This window comes from Laceyella sacchari, from assembly GCF_024927925.1.
GTDB classification, from domain to species: domain Bacteria; phylum Bacillota; class Bacilli; order Thermoactinomycetales; family Thermoactinomycetaceae; genus Laceyella; species Laceyella sacchari.
Genome location: NZ_CP103866.1, coordinates 541,724 through 565,009 on the forward strand (window position 1 = coordinate 541,724; position 23,286 = coordinate 565,009).

Genomic DNA, 23,286 nt, shown 5'->3' on the forward strand with positions numbered 1-23,286 from the left:
AACAAGGAAAATGGCTTTGGGGCTTTGATGCCGCGCCTTTTTCACTCGAAAAACATTTTTAATCAACCACAAGAATCATTTATAAAAGACCGAAAAAACGCGATTTTTTCTGCCGGCGTGGCAATAAGCCATATTCGCTCGTCGCGGCAGTCAGGCGTTGGGTGAATGAGACATTGCGTAGTTCAATCCGCAATTGATCCTGTTTTTTGCGGACTTCGTCAAACATTTGTTGTACTTCGTTGGCCGAGATGGAATCATAGCTGACGGTCAACACTTTTTGCTCCATTCCCTCCAAGGTTTCAAACAAGTCGCTCATGTGGTTTTCCATGCGTTCCATTCGCTCATACAATTCCTCAACCAACCCTCCCACGTTGTCGATGGTTTCCAGCAGGTGTTGAAACATTTTTTCCGTGGTTTCCGAATTGGGGCTGGGGGAAGCCGCTGGTGCGGCTGGCTGGGGGAGCGAGATTTTCCCTTCAAGGATCAGTTCTTCCCGGACTTGCTTTAAGGTTTTATTGGAATCATTTAACCGCTGTTTAATATCGAGCAAACGGGCAAAGCTTTCTTCGGATAAAACATAGTGTCCTCGCTCGTTCCAATTGGGACCGATATATTCTTGAAAGGTATCAATCCAATTGCGGACGGTGCGAGCGTGTATTTGCAAGCGCTCAGCCGCTTCTTTAGTAGAGATACACCCCGCTTGTGCCATCTTTTACCCTCCCATGAATTAGTGTTTTCCTACGATTTCGCTCATTTCCATTCATTTCCTTCAACTAAGACAAAGGAAGTCATGAGATGACAAAACTAGTGTTGTTGTCTGATAAATAAACATGACCGTCGACGACACGCAACGAAGGGGGAAGGGGGCCAGCCAGTTCAGCTTTCTGGTTTATCACGTTAAACAAGTTGCGCTGGGCTTGGTACCTACTCGTTTCATTCCCAATGATGTTGTTACCGTGGGCCAAATAATTTTATCGCCAGCCTGTCAGGACAATGCCACAGGTTGTCCAGCTTTGGCCCTTTCGCGCGGAGGAGGACGCGTGCCACCCTGATGTAATGGTTTTCATTTGTTCCGGGCATAGCTTATAATTCTATATGAATGTCAAGAAAACGGCATTTTCCAAATTAGGGGGATCAAATAAATGGTGTATGATGTAAATGTAAAGCAAATAAAGAATCAACTTAATTATTTGGCACAATGCCAAGAAGTTTTGCGACGCATCCATCCGGAAGCGACCGGCCTTACAGAAAAATTCGCGGTCGAGCGAGCCCTGCACCTGGCGGTGGAGTGCATGATTGACATTGGTAGCGTGATGATAGATGGATTTATTATGCGGGACCCAGGCGGATATTTGGATATTGTAGATATTTTATTGGACGAAACGGTCATCTCAACAAATGTGGCAAATAAGTTGAAAAATCATGTGCAACTTCGTGAGCGACTTGTGCGTTATTATGATAAGGTCACTTGGACAGAAGTGCGCCCAGTGCTGGAAGATGTGGATTGGTACACTTCATTCAGCGCGCAAGTAGAATCTTATTTGAAACGAGAATTGGGAGCCGATTGTTTGGCATAAATCTCGGGAGAGAGAGAACGAGGAGAAAGGAAGGTGATGCAGGTGAGTGAGGCGGGTTCAACCAGAAAGCAAATCTTGTTGATGTTGAAAATGGAAGGACCGCTGACCGTCGGGGAAATGGCTGAGCGTCTAGGGGTGACAGAAATGGCCGTGCGGCGCCACATCAATACTTTGGAACGGGATGGGCTAATCCAAGCACGGCTATTGAGACAAGCTATGGGCCGACCAACCAGCCAATACTTCCTGACTGAGAAGTCGGATGAACACTTCCCAAAAAGTTATTCGAGCTTTACCATCGATTTATTGCACGATTTAGAAAAAAATTTTGGGTCGGAGCTGGTCGACCAGCTATTCAACAATCGCGAAGAGCGTTTAGCTGAGGCGCATCAAATGGATTTCGCCGGGAAAGATTTTGGTGAAAGAGTGCGCACATTGGCCGAGATCCAAGATCAAAAAGGATATATGGTGAAAGTGGAAGAGTTGCCTGACGGCAGTTATGAGATGATTGAATACAATTGCCCTATTTTTCAAGTGGCCAACCAATATAATCACGCATGCCAATGCGAGCTCAACTGGTTTGAACGCATGCTGGACGCCCGGGTGGAACGGCCGGAGTGTCAAGCGAAAGGCGGGCAACATTGCGTTTTCCGAATCAAACAGAAAGAGCGGACCGAAAACGCACCCCTTTCGTGATTTCCTTCCTGCGTTCAATTAAGTATAAGAGGTTTGAGGTGCAGGGTTTGCGACGGATGGCGTACAAATCTTTACAGCAGCGAGATGTTTGCTGGTCCAATGATTAAAAACGGTGAGGAGGCAAGCGGCCATGCCCTCAAATTCATCGGTGAGGCTCGCTGTCCTACATTCGGTAGCGGTGCCGCTTTTTTGCTTTTTTTTGTGGCCGCAAAACAACAGTTCCAAACATCGCTCCGGATTCGCTTGGGAACCAAGCTTGCGACACGCTAGACGCGTGTCGTTTTTCTTTTTATGTAGAAATGGTACAATCAATGAGAAATGATCAGGAGGGGACATCATGTCGAATTGGTATGAGAAGAGTTTTGGCGAGGACTATTTGACGGTTTATAAACACCGTAGCAGACAAGATGCCTCCAAAGAAGTGGCGAAGCTTGAAGAATGGCTTCCGTTGCAAAAAAAACAGTTGATCCTTGATTTGTGTTGTGGGATGGGACGGCACACCATCGCTTTGGCGCGTAAAGGATTCTCTGTGGTGGGGCTGGATTTGTCGGCTACGCTATTGTCCCATGCTGTCAGGGAATCGGAAGGTTTGGCCATTCCCTTTATCCGAGGGGATATGAGACGTTTGCCTTTTGTTGATAATCAGTTTGATGTGGTTCTGAACCTGTTCACTTCATTTGGTTATTTTGAAGAAGATGAGGACAATCTTCAGGTGTTGGGAGAAATCCATCGCATCTTGAAGCCCCAAGGGCATTTTGTGATCGATTTCTTGAATCGATCTGCGGTGGAACGCACGTTGGTGCCGCTCAGCATCAGGGAGGAAGAAAATGTCTCCATACGGGAAGAGCGGTGGATTGACGGCGAGTTTGTGTGCAAACATATCACCATCACCGACAAACGGGGAACGAGAGAGTATGAGGAGCGCGTGAAAATGATCGAATATTCACGGCTCCGGCAATGGATGGAGCAAGCGGGCTTGCATGTGCAAAAGGCGTACGGCAATTTTGCTGGTGATCCGTATGCCAAAGACAGTGAACGAATGATATTGGTGGGTTGTGTAGACAAATGAGTGATTACCAAGGTTATTTGATTGATCTGGATGGAACATTGTTCCGTGGCACCGAATTGATCGAAGGTGCCCTTGAATTTATGGAGTGGCTTAACAAACAGGATATACCATACCTGTACCTGACGAATAATTCGACGCGTACTCCTGAGCAAGTGGCTGAAAAGCTTCGGAAGTTTGGATTTCCGGCGACAGCAGAGCAAGTGTACACTTCGGCTATGGCCGCAGCACAATATGTCAAAGAGGAGCTGAAGGTGTCGTCGGCATTTGTGATTGGCGAGGAAGGACTGTTGCAAGCTTTTCAGGACCAGGGCATTCAGTTGACTGCCGAGCGTCCGGCGGCGGTGGTTTCCGGATTGGATCGGTCGTTTACATATGACAAGATGAAAATCGCATGTTTGAGCATTCGTGCTGGCGCAGCTTTCATCGGGACAAATGCCGACCGGGCTTTGCCGACCGAAGTGGGCCTGTTCCCGGGCAGCGGATCGTTAGCGATGGCGATCGGTTATGCGACGGGGGTTGAGCCGACTTTCATTGGCAAACCGGAACCAATCATTATGCGGTACGCTTTGCAAGCGCTTGGTGTGCCTCCAGAACGGGTGTTGATGGTTGGTGACAACCTGGAAACCGATATCTTGGCAGGTGTACGAAGTGGAATTGACACACTGTTGGTGTATACAGGAATTACAACCCGGGAGATGGCTCAAAATTCGTCAGTGCGGGCTGCCTTTGAAGTGACAGATCTTCGCGAATGGATCAAAACATAAACATGAAAAGGGGAGTAAGGGATGAATCATCAATGGGGAGACATCTATCAGGTTCCGTTGCCGCTGCCATTTGCTTTGCGAACGATTAATGCGTATGTCATCAAAGGATCGTCTGGAGTGACGTTAGTAGACGCTGGCTTAAATATTGACATGGATGTGCAGGCTTGGCAAAAAGCGCAATCCGCCGCCGATTGGGAATGGACGGATGTGGAGAAAATTGTCTTAACCCATTACCACCCCGATCATTATGGGTTAGCGGGAACATTGCAACAGTGGACGGGGGCTCCTGTCTATCTGTCCCGAACTGACCATGAGCAAGCACAACTCTTTTTTGGAAGAGAGAGTCAAATGCCGGAAACGATGGAATCGTTTTTTGCTTTTCATGGGTTGCCGGATGAATGGGTTTCTCAAATCCCAGCACATTTGCGCAGTTTCCATCCATGGGTGGAACCCCATCCGCAGGTGACTTTTCTGGAACCGGGAGAAACGATTCGCTTGGGGGATGTGAACTATGAGGTCCTGCATACGCCCGGTCATGCTGATGGGCATCTCAGCTTCTATGACCCTAATCGGAAATGGCTGATCGGTGGAGATTTCCTGTTGCCGAAGATCACCCCTAACATCAGCTTGTGGCCGGAATGCCATCCCAATCCCCTTGATAATTATCTGACCACGCTCGCGCGGATGAAAGAGCTGGAAGTAAGCAGGGTGTTTCCTTCGCATGGGCCGGTGTTTGATCATTACGCCGAACGGATCGAAATGTTGGAGCAGCATCATGCTGACCGCTTGCGCGAAATGAAAGCGTTTGTGGTGGAAAAGGCGGGTGCTACGGCGTTTGAGGTGTGCCAACATCAGTTTGGCTCCAACCATAACATTCACAACCTCCGGTTCGCTCTGTCGGAGACGTTGGCGCATTTGGAGTATTTGCGAATCCGGGGTGAACTCTTGATTGAGGAACGTGACGGGATCGCCTATTATCTTGCGTGTGCCGTATAAGCGGGTAATTGCTTTTTGTAAAAAAGACCTGATCCGATCAGGTCTTTATTTTTCTTGTGCGCATTTTCGATTATGGGCCAGGCGAGCGGCGGCAGAAGCGGCGATCGCCCCGACGAGGTCATCGAGGAAGGTGTGGATTTTCCCGCTTTGCTTATTGTTGAGCCGGGCGAGAACCCCCGGTTTCACGCGGTCAATAAACCCGTAATTGGTTAAGCCGATGCTTCCATATACATTTAATATGGCGACCGATAAAATCTCGTCCACTCCGTACAAGCTTTCATCATGCAAAATCAATTTTTGCAAAGGGCCTTCCAACAAATTTTTTTCGGCCAATACATCGAGCTGGATTCCTGTCATTACGGCGTTTTGGACTTCGCGTTTGCGTAGTACCTGTTGGATATGACTAAGACACTCCTCCAGGGTGATGTCTGGATAGTAATCTTTTTGCAGATACATAGTCAGTTCCGCTATCTCTTCCAACTCAACCCCTCGTTCTTTGATCAAGTTCAGGGTAAAATCGTAAATCTCTTTTTCTGAACAGGGCTGCGCGGTGTTTTTTCTCATGGCAAGTTCACCTTCCAAACCATCATTTATATAAAAAGTGTTATATACAACAAGAAAACATCGAACTTTTGTTTATTCTTAACCATACAAGAAATAATTATGTTGTATAAAGAGAAAGGATGAGTCCTGATGAGTGAAGCGAGAGTTGCCCTTATCGCGGGGAGTTCAAGCGGATTAGGAAGCATGATCGCCCGCACACTGGCGGCGGCGGGGTGGCATCTGTGCCTAAACAGCCGCCGCGAAGGGGATAAAATAAGCAAACTGAGGGCGGAATGCGAGGCGTACGGCGTCCGGGCGTTTATCAGCGCGGGTGATGTGAAGAACCGGACCGAGATCGAGCGGGTGGTGGAGGAGACGATGGCGCGGTTTGGGCGAGTGGATGCCCTAATACACACCGTGGGCCCCTTCATTCGTGAGCGGAAATGGTTTGTGGAACACTCCCCGGAGGAAATAGAGGACCTGATCGCGGGCAACTTGTTGAGCGCCATGTGGTCGACAAGAGCCGTTTTGCCGCATATGCGCCAGGCCGGATGGGGGCGCATAATATTGTTTGGGTTTGGACGCGCGATGGAAGCGCCGGCTTGGCCGGATCGCTCTGTCTATGCCGCCGCCAAAACGGGATTAGTATCCTTTACCAAATCTTTGGCTGTAGAGGAAGCGCCGTTTGGCATTACTGTCAATATGATTTGTCCGGGCGACATCGTCGGTGAGAAGAAAGAGATGACCATCATCGAAGCGGCTGCGCTTACTGATAAGGAAACACCGCGAGGGCGGCCGGGCTCCGGCGAAGATGTAGCCAAGGCTGTCCAATTCTTGCTCCAAGATTCGTCTGACTTTGTAACTGGCAACATGATCCAAGTGACGGGAGGGCTGGATGTAATTCATCCTGTTTCTAAACGCAACCAGCCATAAACGTTGGATGGGCAAATGTCTTTGGCAGATTCCTATCTGTCCAAGTTACATAAGATACCGATGCCCTAGGCAACATTCCCACACCGGGCACATATCATGGATTGACGAGAGGTGAGGGAGTGTGTCTGCAAACTGGATCACAAAACTGGCGGAATTGACTGGTGAAGAGAGATTGCTCGACTTATTGAATCATCATTATGACCTGAAAGTAACGCGAGCCCAGCCTGTGGGTGGGGTATTGAAACTGATGACCGACCGTGGCGCGTATGTGTTGAAACGGGTGCGTATGAAGGAGCAAGATCGGTGGGAGTTGGTGGATGAGGCGGCCGCCTATCTGAAGCAGGTTGATAGGGATGTGGCTATTCTGGCTAAGCCAGTTCGCACAAAAAAGGGGCGGTTGCAGATTGATGGCTATCGTTTCCGTTATGTCTTGCTACCTTGGATTGACGGGGATGCCGCTCGGTTGCGTGATAAGGAAGACTGGATGCGGGTGGCCCGGCATTTGGGCCGGGTGCACCAGGCGTCAAAAGGCTTTAACCCGACCGGGAAATACGAGGATTATGAGTGGATCGGCCAGTGGCAAGACCGGTGGGAGAGGGATTTGCAACATCTGAACATCTTCCAGACTGCGGCCAAGTGGACGGTGCAACCCAACGAGTTGGACCGGGTTTGGCTCGACATTTCCCGATACACGATCGGGATGATGGAAAATTTGTTGCAGTATTATGATAAAATTGGCGGCGACAAGTTGGCGGCCGAATCCAGTGCGCAAGGGAAGATATGCCACAAACGGTTGCGCCAGGCCAACATCGTAGAAACCGCCAAAGGTACGCTGCACCTAATTGATTGGAATGAAATGGCATTGGATATCAGGGCGACAGATGTGGCTCAACTTCTCCTTTACGCATACGGCCGCACAGGAAGTCGGGAAATCGTGGAAGCGGTGTTAGAAGGGTATCAAGGGGTGAGCAAGTGCTCACAAGAAGAATTTGCGTTGATTTACGCGAGGCTTTTATATCCTGAGCGGCTAATTCACTTATTGGAAAACACTTACCTGAATCAGACCATGCCCATGGAGGAGGCTGCTCAACGCGTGCAACCCTTGTTGCAGATGGAAGAAAAGAAATTGGGCCTGATGCAAATGTACCATTCTGTTGTAAAAGAAAAAATGGGATTCACCATCCCGCAATTAGATTGGATAAGAAATGAAATCTAACCCATTTAAATGGGTTATTTTCTTTTCAGTTTTAAATTCCTATAATATAAAGTATTAGGACATCAAGGGTAAAGGAGAAGTAGGTTGTGCGGATTTTTCGATTTAATACCCATTTAGTGCAGCGTATAGATAAATTCGATAGCCATAATGCGTTTGTCAATCCTGTTTTGAGCACCAACGGTTTTGTCCAAGTGGGGTGTTTTTTTGTGCAACCGTCCGGCTTGATCGGATTGCACCCCGCGGTGGCGAATCGATTGTTCATCGTTGTCCAAGGGAAAGGGTGGGTGCGAAGCGATGCCTCAGCCCCCGTCTTTGTAGAGATGGGGGATGCAATTTATTGGGAAGAAGGCGAGTGGCATGAAGTGGGATCAGATGACGGGATGATGGCTTTTGTAGTTGAAGGGAAAACGGTTAATCCAGGCAAATTTTCTTTGGTTGCTCAAAAGTAAGCTCAACATTCCTCTTTTATGGCTCCTAGCTGTCTAAATCTTCACAATCGGTTTTTCATATCTACCAGCGCGTGTCTGATGCATAGGCCGGCGGCTCCATTTATTTTCACTTGTGCACGGCGCGCCTCGAGAAAAGGTTTTTCCGCCGCTTCTTTCCGGTATCTTGATTCACCAGACACGCCCTGGGTTGGACAGGTCGCTTGGGGCATGTCTGAGCTTTTGTTAACACATTTAAGGCGGTGGAAAAACCTCTTCCGATAAGCACTGAGAAACGTGGTCTTTCTACTGCTGGACATGCCCTGGTTTGACGTGCCAATCGAAGGAAACTTCATCTGGTGAAAGCATAAAAGTGGCATAACGTACTAAAAAAGCACACTATTTTGTTCGCATAATTGTCAAAAAGAGAAGTTGTCACTCTTCGACTAAACTTTAGGTGCTTGTATATTTATTCAAACTGCCTAAAATTAAAATATATATTTGATAATTATTAAATGATTAGAAAAATAGGTATATTCAACTAGGTGCGTTGGGTTAAACATGGTCAAAAGTAAAGGGTTTTTTGCCCAAAAGAAAAGAGGGAATCAGATGAATACCGTGACCGTCGCATTTTGTACAGCCAATTTGCTTGACGGGGCCATTGATGCGTACAATCAATTAAAAGGCCGGCAATACCCCAATATGACCATGCGCGCCGAAGCCTGTTTGGGATATTGCGGCCGATGCGCCAACACTTTCTTCGCTTTGGTGAACAAAGAAGTGGTGGAAGGCGCCACGTCAGAGGAATTGCTTGCCAACATCATTGATCGGATCTCTGATCAGAATTAGACAGTATAAAGCAAAAGCAGGGAGAGCCCGATAAAAAAGATCCCGAGCATCATGGATACGGCGATTGCGATTGGCATCCAGGCCTGTGGTTCATTTCGGCCAACCGTGATCTCTTTTTCGCGATGTATGTCACTTGAGCCGGCTGGAAAAAGCCAGCTGTTGAACTTTTTGAAATTGGTCGCAAACGATTGGAAAAATCCACCGCGTATCACGAACAGCGAGGCAGACACGATGAGCCAGCCGACGCCCAGCAAGAAGGCATGGTCAATCCAGGCCATACGCTCCGTTTGTGCTGTGAATCTCAGCAATCCCAAGCCCAGGACAATCCCGATCAGTGTTAGAATAAATGGATTATTTACTCGCAATGTGATTCTCCTTTGTCATCGCTGAAGTATGAATGAACTGTGAAACATATGAGGTTCAACATTTATTATTAGAATATAATCTTTCCTATTACAACTGATTCATTTATAATATACAAGTCAAAAACGAGTTATTCCCATAGTTAACGTAATAATCTGACAAGATTTAACCAGCTAGGGCATGTTTGGCAATTGAAGTTAGTGAGTAGAAGCGGTGAAAAAACCTTTTTCAGAAGCGTGTCTCGTCACGCGCGAAGTGAAAAAACAGTGTTGGACCTGCTAGCCTATTCACCTGACATGCCCTCGTTTGATAAAGGGGGGCTTAGCGCTGATGTGGAAAAAATGGAATGGGATTTTGGGAATGATCCTCTCCGCCAGTGTGATCTTTGCCGGATGCGGCGTGAGCAACAATCAACAAAAAGGTTCTTCTCTAAGTGATAATCAGACCTTGCGCTTGAGTGACACCGGTGAGTTGACCACGCTGGACAGCACGCAAGCAAAAGACGTACCGACCATGAGCGTGTTGAACAATGTGCAAGAAGGGCTCATGCGTTTGGGCAAAGAGAAAAAACCGGAAGAGGGAATGGCAACCAGCTACGATATCAGTGAAGACAAAAAGGTGTACACGTTTTATCTTCATGAAGATGCCAAGTGGAGCGACGGCAAGCCCGTTACAGCATATGACTTTGAATATGGGTGGAAGCGGGCATTGGATCCGAAAACCAAATCGGAATACGCATATATCTTGTTCCCGATCAAAAATGCCGAGCGATTCAATAGTGGCCAAGCAAGTGCTGATGAAGTGGGCGTGAAAGCGAAAGATGATCGTACGCTGGTCGTTACACTCGAAAAACCCACGCTTAACTTTATCAATATGACAACACATGTGGAATACCTGCCTCAGCGAAAAGACATTGTTGAAAAATATAAAGATAAATATGGCCTCAAACCGGAATACATGGTTTATAACGGGCCATTTGTCGTATCCAGTTGGACTCAGCAAAAAGTCGAATTGGTCAAAAATGAGAAATACTTGGATAAGAACGCTGTCAGCTTGACCAAAGTGGACATCCACATCGTCAAAGATGTGGCACAAGGCATTAACTTGTACAATTCCAACCAATTGGACACCGCTTTATTGAACCAAGCTTTTGTGGACGCCTTCAAGCAAACGCCTGACTACTTAGAAGTTAAAGAGGCTTCGACCGTATTTATCATGCTGAACCAAAAGCATCCTTTTTTCAAGAATGAAAAGATCCGCAAAGCGATTACGCTTGCACTGGACCGTGAAGAAATGGTGCAAATCATGAAAGACGGTTCTTTACCGGCTGGAGCGCTGATTCCTCCGACGTTGTCGGGTGAAGGGATTAATTCATTCCGCGTCAACGGGGAAGTCGTCAAACCGGATGTGGCAAAAGCAAAAGAGCTGTTTAAACAAGGGCTGAGTGAATTGAATCTTTCTGCTCCGCCGAACGATGTGGTCATGGTTAGTTATGACTCGACCGCCAAACGGGATGTTGCCGTGAATATCAAAGATCAGCTCAGAAAAAAATTGGACTGGGACATCAAACTGGACGCACCTACGTGGAAAATTCATGTAGATCGCTTAAGCCGTGGCGATTATGATATGGGGATGCTGACCTGGACTGCGGATTATGATGATCCGATCAGCCATTTTGAGATTTGGCAGTCAAATAACCCAATGAACTTTTCTGGATTTAAAAACGCGAAATATGACCAGTTGATTGAGCAGGCCAAGAATACGACAGACGCCAAGCAACAATTTAAAATCTTACTTGAGGCTGAAAAAATTCTTACAGATGTGCAAGGTGAAGGGCAAGCGGGATTTGTTCCTCTGTTTTATGCATCAAAGGCGTATATCCAGAAACCTAAGGTGAAAGACTTATATCGTCACGCGACTGGTGCAAGTTATACATTGAAATGGGCGTATATTGTTAAAGACAAGAAATAGGCCCGTATTACTAGTATTTTTCGGTTTTGTCAATAGTAAAAGGCGGATTCTCTTAAGAGAATCCGCCTTTTACTATTGACATGCTTCCATGTATTTTCCCAAAACATAACTCTTTACAAATACATGAATTATGAGTTAAATATAATTATGTGGTGGATTCGCAAGTTAATGCAGGAGATGGAATTGTTCAAAATTTAAGGGTACTTATGTTCGTGACTGTGGCGCAATCTACATAGATGAGCGACTCTCACTAACGAATTGTGTGAAACCTTTTTATTTTTTTTACTTTTTTCCAAATTTAGGGTTTAAGACCACTTTGGTCTAAACTATATATTTTTTTAATCATAAAAAAAGGGGGCAATTGAATGAGCAAGGGATTTAAGTTCTCGTCGGTTTTCGCAGTGTTGCTCGCGCTATCATTGGTCTTATCTGCTTGTAACTTTGGAAGCAATAGCGGATCAGATGACGGAAAGACGCTTAACTTGATCGAATTGCAAGAGCCGCCAAGCTTGGACAGTGCAAAAGCGACTGACTCCGTATCCTTTACCATTTTGGATAACGTCTTGGAAGGTTTGTACCGAGCAGATGGCAAGGATCAACCGGTGTTAGCCATGGCTGCTGAAGAGCCGAAAGTAAGCGATGACCAAAAAACTTGGACCTTCAAGATCCGCGACGCGAAGTGGAGCGATGGCAAGCCAGTCACCGCCAAGGACTTTGAATATTCTTGGAAGCGTGTGCTGGATCCCAAAACGGCTTCCGAGTATGTGCAAATGATGTACGTGCTTGAAAACGCTGAAGAATACAACACCGGCAAAGCGAAAGTGGAAGATGTCGGTGTGAAAGCCCTCGACGACAAAACGCTGGAAGTGAAGCTGAAAACGGCGATCCCGTACTTTAAAGCTCTCTTAACATTCCCAACCTTCCTGCCGCAACGCCAAGACATCGTTGAGAAGTATGGCGACAAATATGCGTTGGAAGCGAAAAATATGGTGTACAACGGCGCCTTTGTCCTGTCTGATTGGAAACACGAAAAGAGCTTCCAATACAAGAAAAACGATTTGTATTGGGACAAAGCAAATGTGAAGTTGAACACCGTCAACGTCAACATCGTGAAAGACAGCTCGCAAGCGATCAACTTGTATGAAACAGGCAAAACAGACTTCGCCTATTTGGGTGCAGAATTCTTAGATAAGTACAAAAGTAGCAAAGAAAAATTTGTTATTGAAGAGTCTAGCGTTTGGTACCTTGAGTTCAACCAAAGAGAAAAAGAGTTCTTTAAAAACTCAAAAATTCGCCAAGCGTTCAGCTTAGCGATCGACCGTCAAAAACTGATCGACAGCGTCTTGAAAAACGGTTCTACTTTGCCAAGTGGTTTTGTGCATTCTGCAATTTACGCCACTCCGGATAAAAAATACCGTGACATTGTGAAATACGACTTCCCGTTTGATCCGGCAAAAGCAAAACAACTCTTGGCCGAGGGATTGAAAGAAATCGGTATGGACAAAGCTCCGACGGTTGAATTGCTGACGGATGACACCACCAAGGCAAAACGTCAAGCCGAGTTCTTTAAAGAGCAGTTCCGTGTGAACTTGGGTGTCAATGTGGAAATCGCTTCCGTTACCTTCAAAGAGCGCTTGAACCGCGGTAAAAACGGTAAGTTCGATATCGTGATTGGTGGTTGGGGCGCGGACTACAACGATCCGCTCACATACCTGACCATCATGAAATCGGATGAAAGCTACAACCGTGGTAAATGGAAAAACGATGAGTATGACAAACTGATCAGAGCGGCCACAGTGAATGAAAACTACGAAGAGCGCTTGGAACAACTGAAGCAAGCGGAAAAAATCCTGATGGACGAAACGGGTATTGCGATGTTGTACTTCCGTAACCAATTGGGCTTGAAAAAGGATTATGTGAAAAACTGGCCATGGCGCGTCATTGGTGCTCAATACAGCCTCAAAGAGGTGTCCATTGAGGGCAAGAAATAATTGCGCGCGAATGGTTTGAATGAACGAAGGTATATGTCCGCATACGGACATATACCTTCATCCTTGCTTATTGGAGATTGACGAAAGGATGTGAGTTGCGTGCTAAGGTATACGTTAAAACGCTTAGGTTACATGGTTGTCACGTTGTGGTTAATCATCACCATCACCTTCTTTATCATGCATCTGTTGCCGGGAACTCCTTTGAAAAATGAAGAGAAAATCCCGCCACAAGTCAGAGAGCAAATTTTGGAACAATATGGGTTAAAAGATCCACTGCCTGTGCAATATGTAAAGTTTATGGGCAATCTCCTTCAAGGTGATTTGGGCAAATCAATGACACTTGATGGCCGCGAAGTAGTCGAATTTATTGCTCAAGGGTTCCCTGTATCTGCATTTGTGGGATCACAAGCGGTGATCTTCGGCACGTTGATTGGTTTGTTGCTTGGCACGATTGCCGGATTGAACCGAGGCAAGCTGGTTGACAACGCGGCTATTATTGTTGCCGTACTCGGTGTGTCCGTCCCCAGCTTTGTTATGGGTGGATTTTTATCTTATTTTGTCGGCGTGAAGTTGCAGTGGTTGCCGCCTGGCTTATGGGAATCATACGAATCGTCCATTCTCCCGTCGTTAGCACTTTCATTCGGGGTTATTGCCCAGATCTCCCGTTATGTCCGCACGGAGATGGTGGAAGTGTTGGATCAAGACTACATGAAAACGGCGAAAGCGAAAGGGCTGAATCGCTCGACCGTCATTATCCGCCATGCATTGCGCAACGCGTTGATTCCTGCGGTGACCGTACTCGGACCGCTTGCGGTGAACATCATCACCGGATCTCTCGTCATCGAGCAAATCTTCGCCTTGCCTGGTTTGGGCAAATTCTTCGTACAATCGATTCAGCAAAATGACTACACCATGATTATGGGTGTGACCGTGTTCTATAGTGCACTTATTATCATTGTCATTTTCTTGGTGGACCTGCTGTACGGATTGATCGATCCGCGCATTCGCATTTCTGGGGCAAAGGAGTGATTGGAAGATGGAAAAGGCAAAAAATTTGAGTCCTGATTTATTTAAACCGGCGCAGATTGAAAAAAAAGAACAGGACGCCTTAACGAGAAAGCCGGTCGGCTATTGGCAAGATGTATGGGGCCGCTTCCGCTCCAACCTCGGTGCGGTGCTGGGATTGTCCTTGATTGTCCTTACCTTGTTATTAGCTATTTTTGGTCCATTGGCCAACAGCTATGACTGGCAAACGCAAATGCTGGAAGTCGCGAACAAAGAAAGCTTTTCGGACCATTATTTTGGAACGGACCACTTAGGCCGCGACATATGGCAACGCGTGTGGTACGGGGCGAAAATCTCTTTGACCATTGCTTTCCTGGCGGCATTTTTGGATGTGGTGATCGGGGTCACATTTGGAGGAATATCCGGTTACTTTGGTGGCCGCGTAGATATGATCATGCAACGGATTCTTGAAGTCATGTACTCCATCCCAAACCTGATTGTGATCATTCTGATGTTATTAATTTTTGATCCGGGCATTGTCCCTGTAGCGATCGCGATGGCGATTACTGGTTGGGTGCCAATGGCACGCGTGGTGCGGGCGCAGGTGATGAAACTGAAATCACAAGAATACGTGTTGGCGGCGCGCACTTTGGGAGCAAGCCATGCGCGTATCTTGCTGAAACACCTGATTCCCAACGTGATGGGTCCCATCATTATCGCTGTTACCTTTGCGATTCCATCCGCGATTTTCTTTGAAGCCTTTTTGGCCTTTATCGGATTGGGGATTCGCCCACCAGAAGCGAGTTTGGGTGTACTGATTAACGATGCGTCTACGTATCTACAGATTTTCCCATATCAATTGATCTACCCGTCGGTGGTTCTGTCCATCATCATTTTGTCGTTTAACCTATTGGGTGATGGATTGAGAGACGCACTAGATCCAAGAATGCGGAAATAGGGGGGGAATCGATAATGAGCAAAATTTTGGAAGTCAAAGACTTGCATGTGTCTTTTAAAACATACAAAGGGGAAGTCAAAGCGGTTCGCGGCGTTGATTTCCATTTGGACAAAGGAGAAACCATCGCGATTGTAGGTGAGTCTGGTTGCGGTAAGAGTGTGACGTCGCAGACGATTATGCGGCTAATCCCCAATCCACCGGGGGTAATCAAACAGGGGGAAATCATTTTTGAAGGCACTGATTTGACCAAAGCGTCAGAAAAGCAGATGGAGAAAATCCGGGGGTCGGAGATTTCGATGATTTTCCAAGATCCGATGACCTCCTTAAACCCGACGTTGACGATCGGCACGCAGATCATGGAAGGGCTGATCAAACACCAGAAGCTGGACAAAAAGACGGCGCGGGAAAAAGCGATTGAAATGTTGCGCCTGGTAGGGATCCCTTCGCCTGAATCACGATTGGATCAATACCCACACCAATTTTCCGGTGGGATGAGGCAACGGGCCATGATCGCGATTGCGTTGGCTTGCCAACCGAAGGTATTGATCGCGGACGAACCGACAACGGCGCTGGATGTGACGATTCAAGCGCAAATCATTGACTTGATGAAAGCACTGCAAGAGAAAACGGGTACTTCCATTATCCTGATCACCCATGATCTCGGGGTGGTGGCGGATATCGCCGACCGTGTTGTTGTCATGTATGCGGGCAAAGTAGTGGAAAGCGGCAAACTGGAAGAGATTTTCTACCAACCAAAACATCCATACACATGGGGATTGTTGGGTTCCATGCCGCGTTTGGACTTGACCCGCGACCAAGAATTGCTGCCGATTATGGGTACGCCGCCAAACTTGCTCGACCCACCCAAAGGATGCCCTTTTGCGGCCCGGTGCCAACATGCGATGAGTATTTGTACGCAAGAAATGCCCGAGCTGGATGAGGTGTCTTCCACACACCAGGTGGCATGTTGGTTACAACATCCGATGGCGCCCGAAGTCAAACCGCCAACGGCTGCAGTAGGAGGGAAGTAAGATGAGTAAAAACAAAGAAGTGATCTTGTCCGTTAAAGAACTCAAAAAGCATTTTGATGTGGGCGGCGGCCAAATCGTCAAAGCGGTCGACGGGGTCAGCTTTGATATCTACCGCGGTGAAACGCTAGGCTTGGTGGGAGAATCGGGATGCGGTAAATCGACCATCGGCCGAACCTTGATCAGATTGTACAATCCGACGTCTGGTAGCGTCACTTTCAAAGGTGTCAATGTGAATGACTTAAAAGGCCCAGAGTTGAAGAAGTTCAACCGCGAAATGCAGATGATTTTCCAAGATCCATACGCGTCCCTCAACCCGCGGATGAATGTGTTGGACATCATCGCCGAGGGTATCGACATCCATGGTTTGGCGACAGGGGAAGAGCGCCGCAAACGGGTGGTAGAGCTGTTGGAAACAGTCGGTTTGAATGCCGATCATGCCGAACGTTTTCCGCATGAGTTTAGCGGCGGCCAGCGCCAGCGGATCGGAATTGCCCGTGCATTGGCGGTAGAACCGGACTTCATCATCGCCGACGAACCGATCTCCGCGTTGGATGTGTCGATCCAAGCGCAAGTGGTCAATCTGATGCGCCGTCTGCAAAAAGAAAAAGGGTTAACCTACCTCTTTATTGCGCATGATTTGTCGATGGTGAAATACATTTCAGACCGCGTCGGCGTGATGTACTTGGGTAGCATGGTTGAATTGGCGGATAGTGACGCACTCTATGATGAACCGTTGCACCCTTACACCGAGGCATTGTTGTCGGCGGTGCCAATTCCTGATCCAGAAGTGGCCAAAACGCGGGAACGCATTATTTTGGAAGGGGATGTACCAAGTCCCATCAACCCGCCGAGCGGTTGCCGTTTCCGTACACGTTGTCCCAAAGCGATGGACATCTGCGCCACGGCGGTACCAGAGTGGAAAGAAGCGAAACCGAACCACTTTGTCGCATGCCATTTATATAACGAATGATCTGTTGAAGCCTGGACCTTTTAAGGTCCGGGCTTTGTTTATCTGGAATGGTGATAGACTTAAATTTAAATAGCAGTAAATACAAGCCTAAGCATCCAATGTTTCATTACCTTTTTAATAGAACATTTAAACTAATTAGTTACCATTATATAATATAAAAATTAATTCGTGTAATAAATTGAAAATTATACAACTATTGATAATATTAAGTTATTTGTTTATAATGAAAATGTTTAATTTGGTATTCGAAATATATTACTAAGGAGGGGTTGAAGATTGAAAAAATGCTTGTATCTACTGACCATGTTTTTGTCTGTTATTGCGTTACCTTTTTCTGCTTCAGCTGAAGGCTGGGTGTATAATCTTGCAGAAGGGACTAGGTGGGGAACTAGCAGTTGTACAACCAGTTACAAATATATTAATTTCGAGATTACTCCTACAAAATATGGATATGCAACAGCATATCTGCAAAAGGATACAGGTGGATCTTGGATAAATGTTTTGCCAGGAGAAGATTTATATTCCTGGCCACAAATATTGTCAGCGCCAGCTAGTAGCTCAAGTACAAAATATCGCGTTTATATTAGTGTAGGATTGGATGGAGCAGTCAGTGGAAAAGTAAGGTGTTATGGTAGTAATACACTACCAACATCAAAGTGATTTTTTCCAGTTTCGTATGAATCGACACGAGAGCTTTTATATAAAAATTCATGGAGGTTAGTATGAAAAAGAAAAGATTTGTTTTACTTATGCTCGTTGCTTTTTGTGTTGCGCTAGTACCTACTTCAGCATTGGCAGTTGGTTGGAATTATGATCTTGTACTGTGGGATCATTGGGGTTCTTCAGAGGTAACTACTGCTTATCCATACTTAGCATGTACCATTACTAACGAATTAGGTAAAGGATTTGCTAGAGTAGAAGTGAAACAGAATGGTGAATGGAAAAACGCTCTTTATCAAACACCTGAACAACCTTCATTGTCAAAGAATACCAAAGTAACGATAAGAACTCCTGCCAACAGTTCATCTGTTTACAGGGTATTTATTTGGACTCAAATATCTGGAGCACGTGGAGGGGTTTCTTGTAAAGGATCATACTAAATCAATCGATTAAGAGTTACCGATCATACTCCTTCAGGCGTTTTGCTTGTCGGCAAAGTTTGTTTGATTGCAGACTTTGCCGACATTTTTTTGTAATAAACTAGGTGATTCACCCCTCCTAACCGATGAAGATCACTGAAAGAGCTCTAAGCATTCTTTGATTGCCAAGATTGCGAACAGGAGGATTCCTACCCACAACATCAGATTGGTTAGCCAACGATTGCGATAAGCATCGTCCAGCTGCTTGGCGTTGAGCAGGAACAAGAGTGTGATGGCTAGAAAAGGCATGAACAGGGCCCCTAGCACACCGTATAGAATGACGAGACTGACGGGTTTGCCCCAGAAAAGCAAGAGCATCGGCGGAAAGGTGAGCCAAGCGACATAAAAGCGGTAAGTGGGTGAGGTGGTGCTGATCGGAGTGGTTTCCGGTTCACGTTTAATTTGGCGCATCCAGTCGGCAAAAAGGTAGGAGACGCCATTCCACACCCCTAGCACGGATGTGAAAGATGCGGACCAAAAGCCCAGCAGGAACAACCAGCGAACGGGAGTGCCAAACTTGTCGCCCAACATCCGGGCCAAGGTGATCAGCCCTTTTTCATCTTGGATGACGATGCCGGAGCCATAGAGGAATTCTGCACCCACAATAAGTAACGACAAGGTGAAAATGGCCGTCAACGCATAGGCTAAGCCCGAATCGAGACGCATGACTGACAGCCAAGCCGGGCTGGACCAGCGTTTTTCTTTGATCCAGTAGCCATAAGAGGCCATGGTGATGGAACCGCCCACCCCGCCGATCAGACCGAGTACAAAGATAAAAGAACTATCGGGAGCGTTAGGAATGAGACCTGAAAAGATTTTTGTCCAATCGGGGAAGATCAGCACTGCCGATCCAACCACGGTTACAAACATCAACCCAGTCAAAGCGGTCATCACTCGTTCAAACAATTGATAACGGCCTAGAAAGATGAGGACGAACGCAAGCAAGCTGTGCACGATGGCCCATGTGTTGAACGATAGTTGTGGAAACATCGCCGTCGCAGCCAGAGCGGTGGAGGTGGGGCCAGCAGCGCCATAGATGAAGCCCCATATCATGAGGTAAGCACCGAAATATACGAGCGTCCAGCGGCCAAGGGTGCGCCAACCCTGCAAAAGCGTTTGCCCTGTGACCAAATGGTAGCGACCAACCCCTTCATTTAGCGTGTATTTCAACAGAGAACCTAGCAGAATTGCCCAGATGAAGGCAACGCCATAATTCGTTCCGGCAACGAGAGCGGCGATCAGGTCGCCCGCGCCTACACCGGTGGCGGCCGCAATCAGTCCGGGACCGAGTAGGGGCAGTTTGTCCTTCAATGAGGAAGGGGGAAGTGGTTCATGCATGGAATGTCCCTCCTAATGATCTGAGTTGTGGAAAAATGTGACCGACAATTTTGCCGTTCACAGGGACTTTTATCTCATTGTAGCAAACGGGTACCCACTGTTAAACTCACTATTCGGAAAAACGTCTGATTTCAAATAATGCCTATCAATTTTCTTCCTTTTTCTGTAAAATAAGAAAAACCCCTCTAACGCGTAGAGGGTTTTTGGTCTTAGAGAACTTGTTCAACTTCGCGCACTTCTGGAATTTCTTCCATCAACGCGCGCTCAATGCCGGCTTTCAGCGTGATTGTCGAGCTTGGGCAGCTGCCGCAAGCGCCAAGCAGTCGAACGCGAACGATGCCATCATCGGAAATTTCCACTAATTCCACGTCACCGCCGTCGCGCTGAATGTACGGACGCAATTTATCTAATACTTCTTGTACACGCTCTTGTACGTTCATGGTAACAAACAACCCCTTTCCCACAGAGATGGGTTCACTCAATAAAGCAGGTGAATCACATTCATTGTAGGTTACTTTCTCAACAAAATCAATGTCCATTTGGCATGCCTTTGTTTGTCGTGACAAAACGGGATGTGTCGAAGTCTTTTTAGTTGACATATTTCTTGTTAAGATGAGTATATCGTCCTATATATTATGAGGATGACAATGTATGGAAGAAGGGGATTGACCGGCGCGCTTGCAGCCTGGCTTCGGCTTAACAGCTGAAATGCTCCCCATGCCCAGGCTGGCCCGCGTGTCGTGATAAATCGATCCACCCTCTTTCTGTATCATTTGGTTAAAGGGGCAACTCCTATGAAAAAAAAGATTGTTGACGATATTAGAGAGTTGATTGGCCACACACCGATGATCCGTTTGCATCGCATGGGGTTGGCCAAAGGGGTCGAGCTGTATGCCAAACTGGAGTATTTTAATCCTGGAGGCAGTGTCAAAGACCGCTTGGGCATGGGCCTGATCCGGGATGGGGAACGGAGTGGACGGCTCAAGCCGGGTGGTACGATCATTGAGCCAACAGCGGGAAACACAGGCATCGGCTTGGCCTTGGCAGCAGTGGGCACTGGTTATCGCGTCATTTTTGTCGTGCCGGAGAAGTTTTCGGAGGAGAAGCAGGAGCTGATGCGTGCGCTGGGTGCGGAAGTGGTTAACACCCCGACCGCTGAGGGCATGATCGGAGCGATGAACAAAGCGCTGGAATTAACGAAAGAGATTCCCGGGGCTTATTGCCCTCAACAATTTACCAATCCCGCCAACCCACAGACGCATTATGAAACAACAGGGCCGGAGATCTGGGAGCAGATGGATGGCAAAATCGACATCTTCGTCGCCGGGGCGGGTTCTTCGGGTACGTTTATGGGAGTGGCACGCTATCTGAAGGAGAAAAACCCGGACATTCAAACGGTGATTGTGGAGCCGGAGGGTTCAATCATTGCTGGTGGGGAGCCTGGACCACATAAAACCGAAGGAATTGGAATGGAGATGTTTCCTGAGTATTTTGATTGGAATATGATAGATGAAGTGGTCACTGTATCAGATGAAGACGCGTTTCGGCTGGTGAAGGAATTGGCCGCGAAAGAGGGATTGCTGGTCGGCAGCTCTTCCGGTGCGGCGTGCTATGCGGCGTTAAGTTTGGCGGCAAAGGCACCGGAAGGAACTCGGATCATCACGGTCTTTCCTGACAGCAGTGAACGCTATCTCAGCAAAAAAATTTACCAAGGCGGTGTATGAGATGAAGTTGGATACAAAAATGATTCATGGTGGTGTCTTCGGCGACCCTCACACAGGCGCGGTGAGTGTGCCGATCTATCAAGTGTCGACCTACAAACAAAAAAGAGTGGGAGAACATGCGGGTTATGAGTACTCGCGCACAGGAAACCCCACTCGGGCTGCTTTGGAGACGCTGATCGCTGATCTGGAAAACGGAGCGAGAGGCTTGGCTTTCTCGTCAGGCATGGCGGCGATCTCCACTTTCCTGTCTCTCTTTAACACCGGCGACCACTTGATTGTGGGTGACGATGTGTACGGGGGAACGTACCGGGTGATCAGCCGTGTCTTCAACCGGATGGGTCTCAATGTTACCTTCGTGGACACCAGCGATCCGGATGCCGTCCGCGCGGCACTAAAGCCCAATACAAAAGCGATTTATATGGAAACCCCCAGTAATCCTCTCCTTAAAGTGAGCGATATTGAAGCATTGTCGCATATTGCGCGGGAAGCGGGTGCTTTGTTGGCCGTGGACAACACGTTCCTCACCCCCTATTGGCAAAACCCGCTCGACTTGGGAGCTGACGTGGTAATTCACAGTGCCACCAAGTATTTGGGTGGCCACAGCGATGTGGTAGCCGGCATCATTGTGACCAAAGACGCCCAATTGGGGGAAGAACTGCATTTTCTGCAAAATTCGATTGGTGGCATTCTCGGCCCGCAAGATTCATGGCTATTGATGCGCGGGATTCGCACCCTTGGCTTGCGGATGAAGCAACATGAACGAAACGCCCACATGCTGGCAACATGGCTAAGTGAGCATGACCGCGTGCAAAAAGTGTACTATCCCGGCCTCGCTCAGCATCCAGGGCATGAAGTGGCGGCTAAACAGGCCCGAGGCTTCGGGGGGATCGTCTCCTTTGACGTCGGCAGTGCGGAACTGGCTGACCAAGTCATGGAAAAAACGCGTTATTTTGTGTTAGCTGAAAGCTTGGGAGCGATCGAGAGTTTGATTTCCGTGCCTGCGCGGATGACGCATGCTTCCATTCCTGCCGAACGGCGGCGTGAGCTGGGGATCACCGATGGATTGATCCGCATCTCTGTGGGTGTGGAAGATGGAGAAGATTTGTTGATGGATTTGGAACAGGCTTTATCCTAATCTTCCAGGGGAAAGAGTTGACATCAATGAAAACGATAACCGTATTTGTGTATGGCGCTGAGCAGATTTGCCCCAGTTGCGTCAATTTCCCTTCAGCCAAAGAGACATCGTCTTGGCTGGAAGCGGCATTAAAAAGGAAATACGGTGAACAAGTGGATGTGCACTACGTGGATATCCATGAACCGGTTGGCTCGGCGGAAACGGTGGCGTTTGCCAAACGGGTGCTGGATGAGGATCTCTGGTATCCGGTGGTCGTCATCGAAGGAGAGATTGTAGCGGAAGGAAATCCCAAATTGAAAGAAATCTGTCAAAAAATCGAGCGTGTGGGGGTAAAGCAGTTAAGTTGAACCCGCAGAAAAAGTTCTGGCATCAGGCCAGAGCTTTTTTTATTGTCAACCATAGTTGGAGGTGAGCTCCTCTTTGTAATGCGCTCCAACCATTAGTCTTGATTAATGATATTGTTTTTATGGTAAATATTGATGGATTCAAAATTTATTATTGCTCCGAATAAAGAAATACAGGTAGGATAGGTTGTTATTCCTTTATATAGCAGGAGATTCATGATGTAGACAAATTTTAGATGTAGCAACTCTTTT

26 protein-coding genes are annotated in these 23,286 nt (G+C 47.3%); 21 read left to right on the top strand and 5 right to left on the bottom strand.

The features are described 5' to 3' along the window. Positions 1-79 precede the first annotated feature (79 nt). A complete protein-coding gene (locus NYR52_RS02895; protein ID WP_132219593.1) occupies positions 80-709 on the bottom strand; it encodes a MerR family transcriptional regulator in 630 nt (209 codons plus the stop codon). 433 nt (positions 710-1,142) lie between these two features. On the opposite strand from NYR52_RS02895, the gene NYR52_RS02900 reads away from it, so the two are divergent. The 6 genes from NYR52_RS02900 (at position 1,143) to NYR52_RS02925 (ending at position 5,099) form a co-directional block, all read left to right on the top strand. After that, on the top strand, positions 1,143-1,577 hold the full coding sequence (locus NYR52_RS02900; RefSeq protein ID WP_259436236.1) for a DUF86 domain-containing protein: 435 nt from the start codon (positions 1,143-1,145) through the stop codon (positions 1,575-1,577). Positions 1,578-1,613: 36 nt separating this feature from the next. Further along, entirely contained in the window at positions 1,614-2,270 is a 657-nt protein-coding gene (locus tag NYR52_RS02905) for a helix-turn-helix transcriptional regulator (RefSeq protein ID WP_259436716.1), read from the top strand. A gap of 99 nt (positions 2,271-2,369) precedes the next feature. Then, complete coding sequence (locus NYR52_RS02910; RefSeq protein WP_259436237.1) at positions 2,370-2,540, top strand: hypothetical protein; 171 nt, start codon at positions 2,370-2,372, stop codon at positions 2,538-2,540. Between the two features lie 67 nt (positions 2,541-2,607). Continuing rightward, the gene (locus NYR52_RS02915; RefSeq protein ID WP_132219594.1) at positions 2,608-3,339 is read left to right on the top strand and encodes a class I SAM-dependent methyltransferase; all 732 of its coding nucleotides are present in this window, start codon (positions 2,608-2,610) and stop codon (positions 3,337-3,339) included. Next, a complete protein-coding gene (nucF, locus tag NYR52_RS02920; RefSeq protein ID WP_259436238.1) occupies positions 3,336-4,103 on the top strand; it encodes a 5' nucleotidase NucF in 768 nt (255 codons plus the stop codon). Before NYR52_RS02915 ends, nucF begins: the two co-directional genes overlap by 4 nt. 21 nt (positions 4,104-4,124) lie before the next feature. Next, complete coding sequence (locus tag NYR52_RS02925; protein WP_259436239.1) at positions 4,125-5,099, top strand: MBL fold metallo-hydrolase; 975 nt, start codon at positions 4,125-4,127, stop codon at positions 5,097-5,099. Between the two features lie 45 nt (positions 5,100-5,144). Here NYR52_RS02925 and NYR52_RS02930 read toward each other — a convergent pair whose 3' ends face one another. Further along, positions 5,145-5,663: a phosphatidylglycerophosphatase A family protein gene (locus tag NYR52_RS02930; RefSeq protein WP_259436240.1), complete on the bottom strand. Its 519-nt coding sequence runs from the start codon at positions 5,661-5,663 to the stop codon at positions 5,145-5,147. Positions 5,664-5,792: 129 nt separating this feature from the next. On the opposite strand from NYR52_RS02930, the gene NYR52_RS02935 reads away from it, so the two are divergent. The 4 genes from NYR52_RS02935 to NYR52_RS02950 all read left to right on the top strand — a co-directional run bounded on the left by NYR52_RS02935 (position 5,793) and on the right by NYR52_RS02950 (position 9,065). Continuing rightward, positions 5,793-6,575, top strand: a complete 783-nt coding sequence (locus tag NYR52_RS02935) for an SDR family oxidoreductase (protein ID WP_259436241.1) — start codon at positions 5,793-5,795, stop codon at positions 6,573-6,575. 121 nt (positions 6,576-6,696) lie between these two features. Next, positions 6,697-7,791 carry a YutH/CotS family kinase-like spore coat protein gene (locus NYR52_RS02940; RefSeq protein ID WP_259436242.1) on the top strand — a complete coding sequence of 365 codons (1,095 nt, stop codon included), beginning with the start codon at positions 6,697-6,699 and terminating at the stop codon, positions 7,789-7,791. Positions 7,792-7,877: 86 nt separating this feature from the next. Beyond that, the gene (locus NYR52_RS02945; RefSeq protein ID WP_022737795.1) at positions 7,878-8,240 is read left to right on the top strand and encodes a cupin; all 363 of its coding nucleotides are present in this window, start codon (positions 7,878-7,880) and stop codon (positions 8,238-8,240) included. Between the two features lie 585 nt (positions 8,241-8,825). Continuing rightward, entirely contained in the window at positions 8,826-9,065 is a 240-nt protein-coding gene (locus NYR52_RS02950; RefSeq protein WP_158283161.1) for a YuzB family protein, read from the top strand. Here the strand turns inward: NYR52_RS02950 and NYR52_RS02955 are convergent. Next, a complete protein-coding gene (locus NYR52_RS02955) occupies positions 9,062-9,430 on the bottom strand; it encodes a DUF3899 domain-containing protein (protein ID WP_132219602.1) in 369 nt (122 codons plus the stop codon). The two genes, NYR52_RS02950 and NYR52_RS02955, sit on opposite strands and share 4 nt — an antisense overlap. Before the next feature lie 328 nt (positions 9,431-9,758). Between NYR52_RS02955 and NYR52_RS02960 the strand changes: the two genes are divergently transcribed. From NYR52_RS02960 to NYR52_RS02995, 8 genes are all read left to right on the top strand, one after another. Further along, positions 9,759-11,399: a peptide ABC transporter substrate-binding protein gene (locus tag NYR52_RS02960; RefSeq protein ID WP_259436243.1), complete on the top strand. Its 1,641-nt coding sequence runs from the start codon at positions 9,759-9,761 to the stop codon at positions 11,397-11,399. 365 nt (positions 11,400-11,764) lie between these two features. Further along, positions 11,765-13,390 (top strand): peptide ABC transporter substrate-binding protein, encoded by a 1,626-nt coding sequence (locus NYR52_RS02965; RefSeq protein ID WP_022737799.1) that lies wholly within the window; start codon positions 11,765-11,767, stop codon positions 13,388-13,390. A gap of 99 nt (positions 13,391-13,489) precedes the next feature. Then, positions 13,490-14,419, top strand: coding sequence for an ABC transporter permease (locus NYR52_RS02970; protein WP_022737800.1), 930 nt, complete (start codon positions 13,490-13,492; stop codon positions 14,417-14,419). Positions 14,420-14,426: 7 nt separating this feature from the next. Beyond that, positions 14,427-15,353: an ABC transporter permease gene (locus NYR52_RS02975; protein WP_022737801.1), complete on the top strand. Its 927-nt coding sequence runs from the start codon at positions 14,427-14,429 to the stop codon at positions 15,351-15,353. Positions 15,354-15,367: 14 nt separating this feature from the next. Next, positions 15,368-16,384, top strand: coding sequence for an ABC transporter ATP-binding protein (locus NYR52_RS02980; protein ID WP_259436244.1), 1,017 nt, complete (start codon positions 15,368-15,370; stop codon positions 16,382-16,384). A gap of 1 nt (position 16,385) precedes the next feature. Further along, a complete protein-coding gene (locus tag NYR52_RS02985) occupies positions 16,386-17,354 on the top strand; it encodes an ABC transporter ATP-binding protein (protein ID WP_102991571.1) in 969 nt (322 codons plus the stop codon). Between the two features lie 276 nt (positions 17,355-17,630). Next, positions 17,631-18,014: a hypothetical protein gene (locus NYR52_RS02990; RefSeq protein WP_259436245.1), complete on the top strand. Its 384-nt coding sequence runs from the start codon at positions 17,631-17,633 to the stop codon at positions 18,012-18,014. Between the two features lie 62 nt (positions 18,015-18,076). Continuing rightward, positions 18,077-18,454, top strand: a complete 378-nt coding sequence (locus NYR52_RS02995; protein WP_259436246.1) for a hypothetical protein — start codon at positions 18,077-18,079, stop codon at positions 18,452-18,454. A gap of 132 nt (positions 18,455-18,586) precedes the next feature. On the opposite strand, the gene NYR52_RS03000 is transcribed toward NYR52_RS02995, so the two are convergent. Both NYR52_RS03000 and NYR52_RS03005 read right to left on the bottom strand, forming a co-directional pair. Further along, positions 18,587-19,831 carry an Nramp family divalent metal transporter gene (locus NYR52_RS03000; protein WP_259436247.1) on the bottom strand — a complete coding sequence of 415 codons (1,245 nt, stop codon included), beginning with the start codon at positions 19,829-19,831 and terminating at the stop codon, positions 18,587-18,589. Positions 19,832-20,040: 209 nt separating this feature from the next. Continuing rightward, positions 20,041-20,271, bottom strand: a complete 231-nt coding sequence (locus tag NYR52_RS03005; protein ID WP_022737806.1) for a NifU family protein — start codon at positions 20,269-20,271, stop codon at positions 20,041-20,043. Between the two features lie 354 nt (positions 20,272-20,625). On the opposite strand from NYR52_RS03005, the gene cysK reads away from it, so the two are divergent. The 3 genes from cysK to NYR52_RS03020 are packed head-to-tail and all read left to right on the top strand — an operon-like array spanning position 20,626 to position 23,037. Then, complete coding sequence (cysK, locus tag NYR52_RS03010; RefSeq protein ID WP_259436248.1) at positions 20,626-21,555, top strand: cysteine synthase A; 930 nt, start codon at positions 20,626-20,628, stop codon at positions 21,553-21,555. Position 21,556: 1 nt separating this feature from the next. Continuing rightward, entirely contained in the window at positions 21,557-22,690 is a 1,134-nt protein-coding gene (locus NYR52_RS03015) for a bifunctional cystathionine gamma-lyase/homocysteine desulfhydrase (RefSeq protein ID WP_132219612.1), read from the top strand. A 26-nt stretch (positions 22,691-22,716) separates the two neighbouring features. After that, on the top strand, positions 22,717-23,037 hold the full coding sequence (locus NYR52_RS03020; RefSeq protein WP_132219613.1) for a YuzD family protein: 321 nt from the start codon (positions 22,717-22,719) through the stop codon (positions 23,035-23,037). Positions 23,038-23,286 lie beyond the last annotated feature (249 nt).

Bases quoted from the DNA above. Each gene is read 5' to 3' on its own strand.
- NYR52_RS02925 (WP_259436239.1), top strand. From the start codon at position 4,125: ATGAATCATCAATGGGGAGACATCTATCAGGTTCCGTTGCCGCTGCCA.
- NYR52_RS02910 (WP_259436237.1), top strand. From the start codon at position 2,370: ATGATTAAAAACGGTGAGGAGGCAAGCGGCCATGCCCTCAAATTCATC.
- NYR52_RS02980 (WP_259436244.1), top strand. From the start codon at position 15,368: ATGAGCAAAATTTTGGAAGTCAAAGACTTGCATGTGTCTTTTAAAACA.
- NYR52_RS02895 (WP_132219593.1), bottom strand. From the start codon at position 709: ATGGCACAAGCGGGGTGTATCTCTACTAAAGAAGCGGCTGAGCGCTTG.
- nucF (WP_259436238.1), top strand. From the start codon at position 3,336: ATGAGTGATTACCAAGGTTATTTGATTGATCTGGATGGAACATTGTTC.
- NYR52_RS02930 (WP_259436240.1), bottom strand. From the start codon at position 5,663: ATGAGAAAAAACACCGCGCAGCCCTGTTCAGAAAAAGAGATTTACGAT.
- NYR52_RS02950 (WP_158283161.1), top strand. From the start codon at position 8,826: ATGAATACCGTGACCGTCGCATTTTGTACAGCCAATTTGCTTGACGGG.
- NYR52_RS03000 (WP_259436247.1), bottom strand. From the start codon at position 19,831: ATGCATGAACCACTTCCCCCTTCCTCATTGAAGGACAAACTGCCCCTA.
- NYR52_RS02985 (WP_102991571.1), top strand. From the start codon at position 16,386: ATGAGTAAAAACAAAGAAGTGATCTTGTCCGTTAAAGAACTCAAAAAG.
- NYR52_RS03005 (WP_022737806.1), bottom strand. From the start codon at position 20,271: ATGAACGTACAAGAGCGTGTACAAGAAGTATTAGATAAATTGCGTCCG.
- NYR52_RS02915 (WP_132219594.1), top strand. From the start codon at position 2,608: ATGTCGAATTGGTATGAGAAGAGTTTTGGCGAGGACTATTTGACGGTT.
- NYR52_RS02900 (WP_259436236.1), top strand. From the start codon at position 1,143: ATGGTGTATGATGTAAATGTAAAGCAAATAAAGAATCAACTTAATTAT.
- NYR52_RS03015 (WP_132219612.1), top strand. From the start codon at position 21,557: ATGAAGTTGGATACAAAAATGATTCATGGTGGTGTCTTCGGCGACCCT.
- cysK (WP_259436248.1), top strand. From the start codon at position 20,626: ATGAAAAAAAAGATTGTTGACGATATTAGAGAGTTGATTGGCCACACA.
- NYR52_RS02965 (WP_022737799.1), top strand. From the start codon at position 11,765: ATGAGCAAGGGATTTAAGTTCTCGTCGGTTTTCGCAGTGTTGCTCGCG.
- NYR52_RS02905 (WP_259436716.1), top strand. From the start codon at position 1,614: ATGCAGGTGAGTGAGGCGGGTTCAACCAGAAAGCAAATCTTGTTGATG.
- NYR52_RS02935 (WP_259436241.1), top strand. From the start codon at position 5,793: ATGAGTGAAGCGAGAGTTGCCCTTATCGCGGGGAGTTCAAGCGGATTA.
- NYR52_RS02975 (WP_022737801.1), top strand. From the start codon at position 14,427: ATGGAAAAGGCAAAAAATTTGAGTCCTGATTTATTTAAACCGGCGCAG.
- NYR52_RS03020 (WP_132219613.1), top strand. From the start codon at position 22,717: ATGAAAACGATAACCGTATTTGTGTATGGCGCTGAGCAGATTTGCCCC.
- NYR52_RS02995 (WP_259436246.1), top strand. From the start codon at position 18,077: ATGAAAAAGAAAAGATTTGTTTTACTTATGCTCGTTGCTTTTTGTGTT.
- NYR52_RS02960 (WP_259436243.1), top strand. From the start codon at position 9,759: ATGTGGAAAAAATGGAATGGGATTTTGGGAATGATCCTCTCCGCCAGT.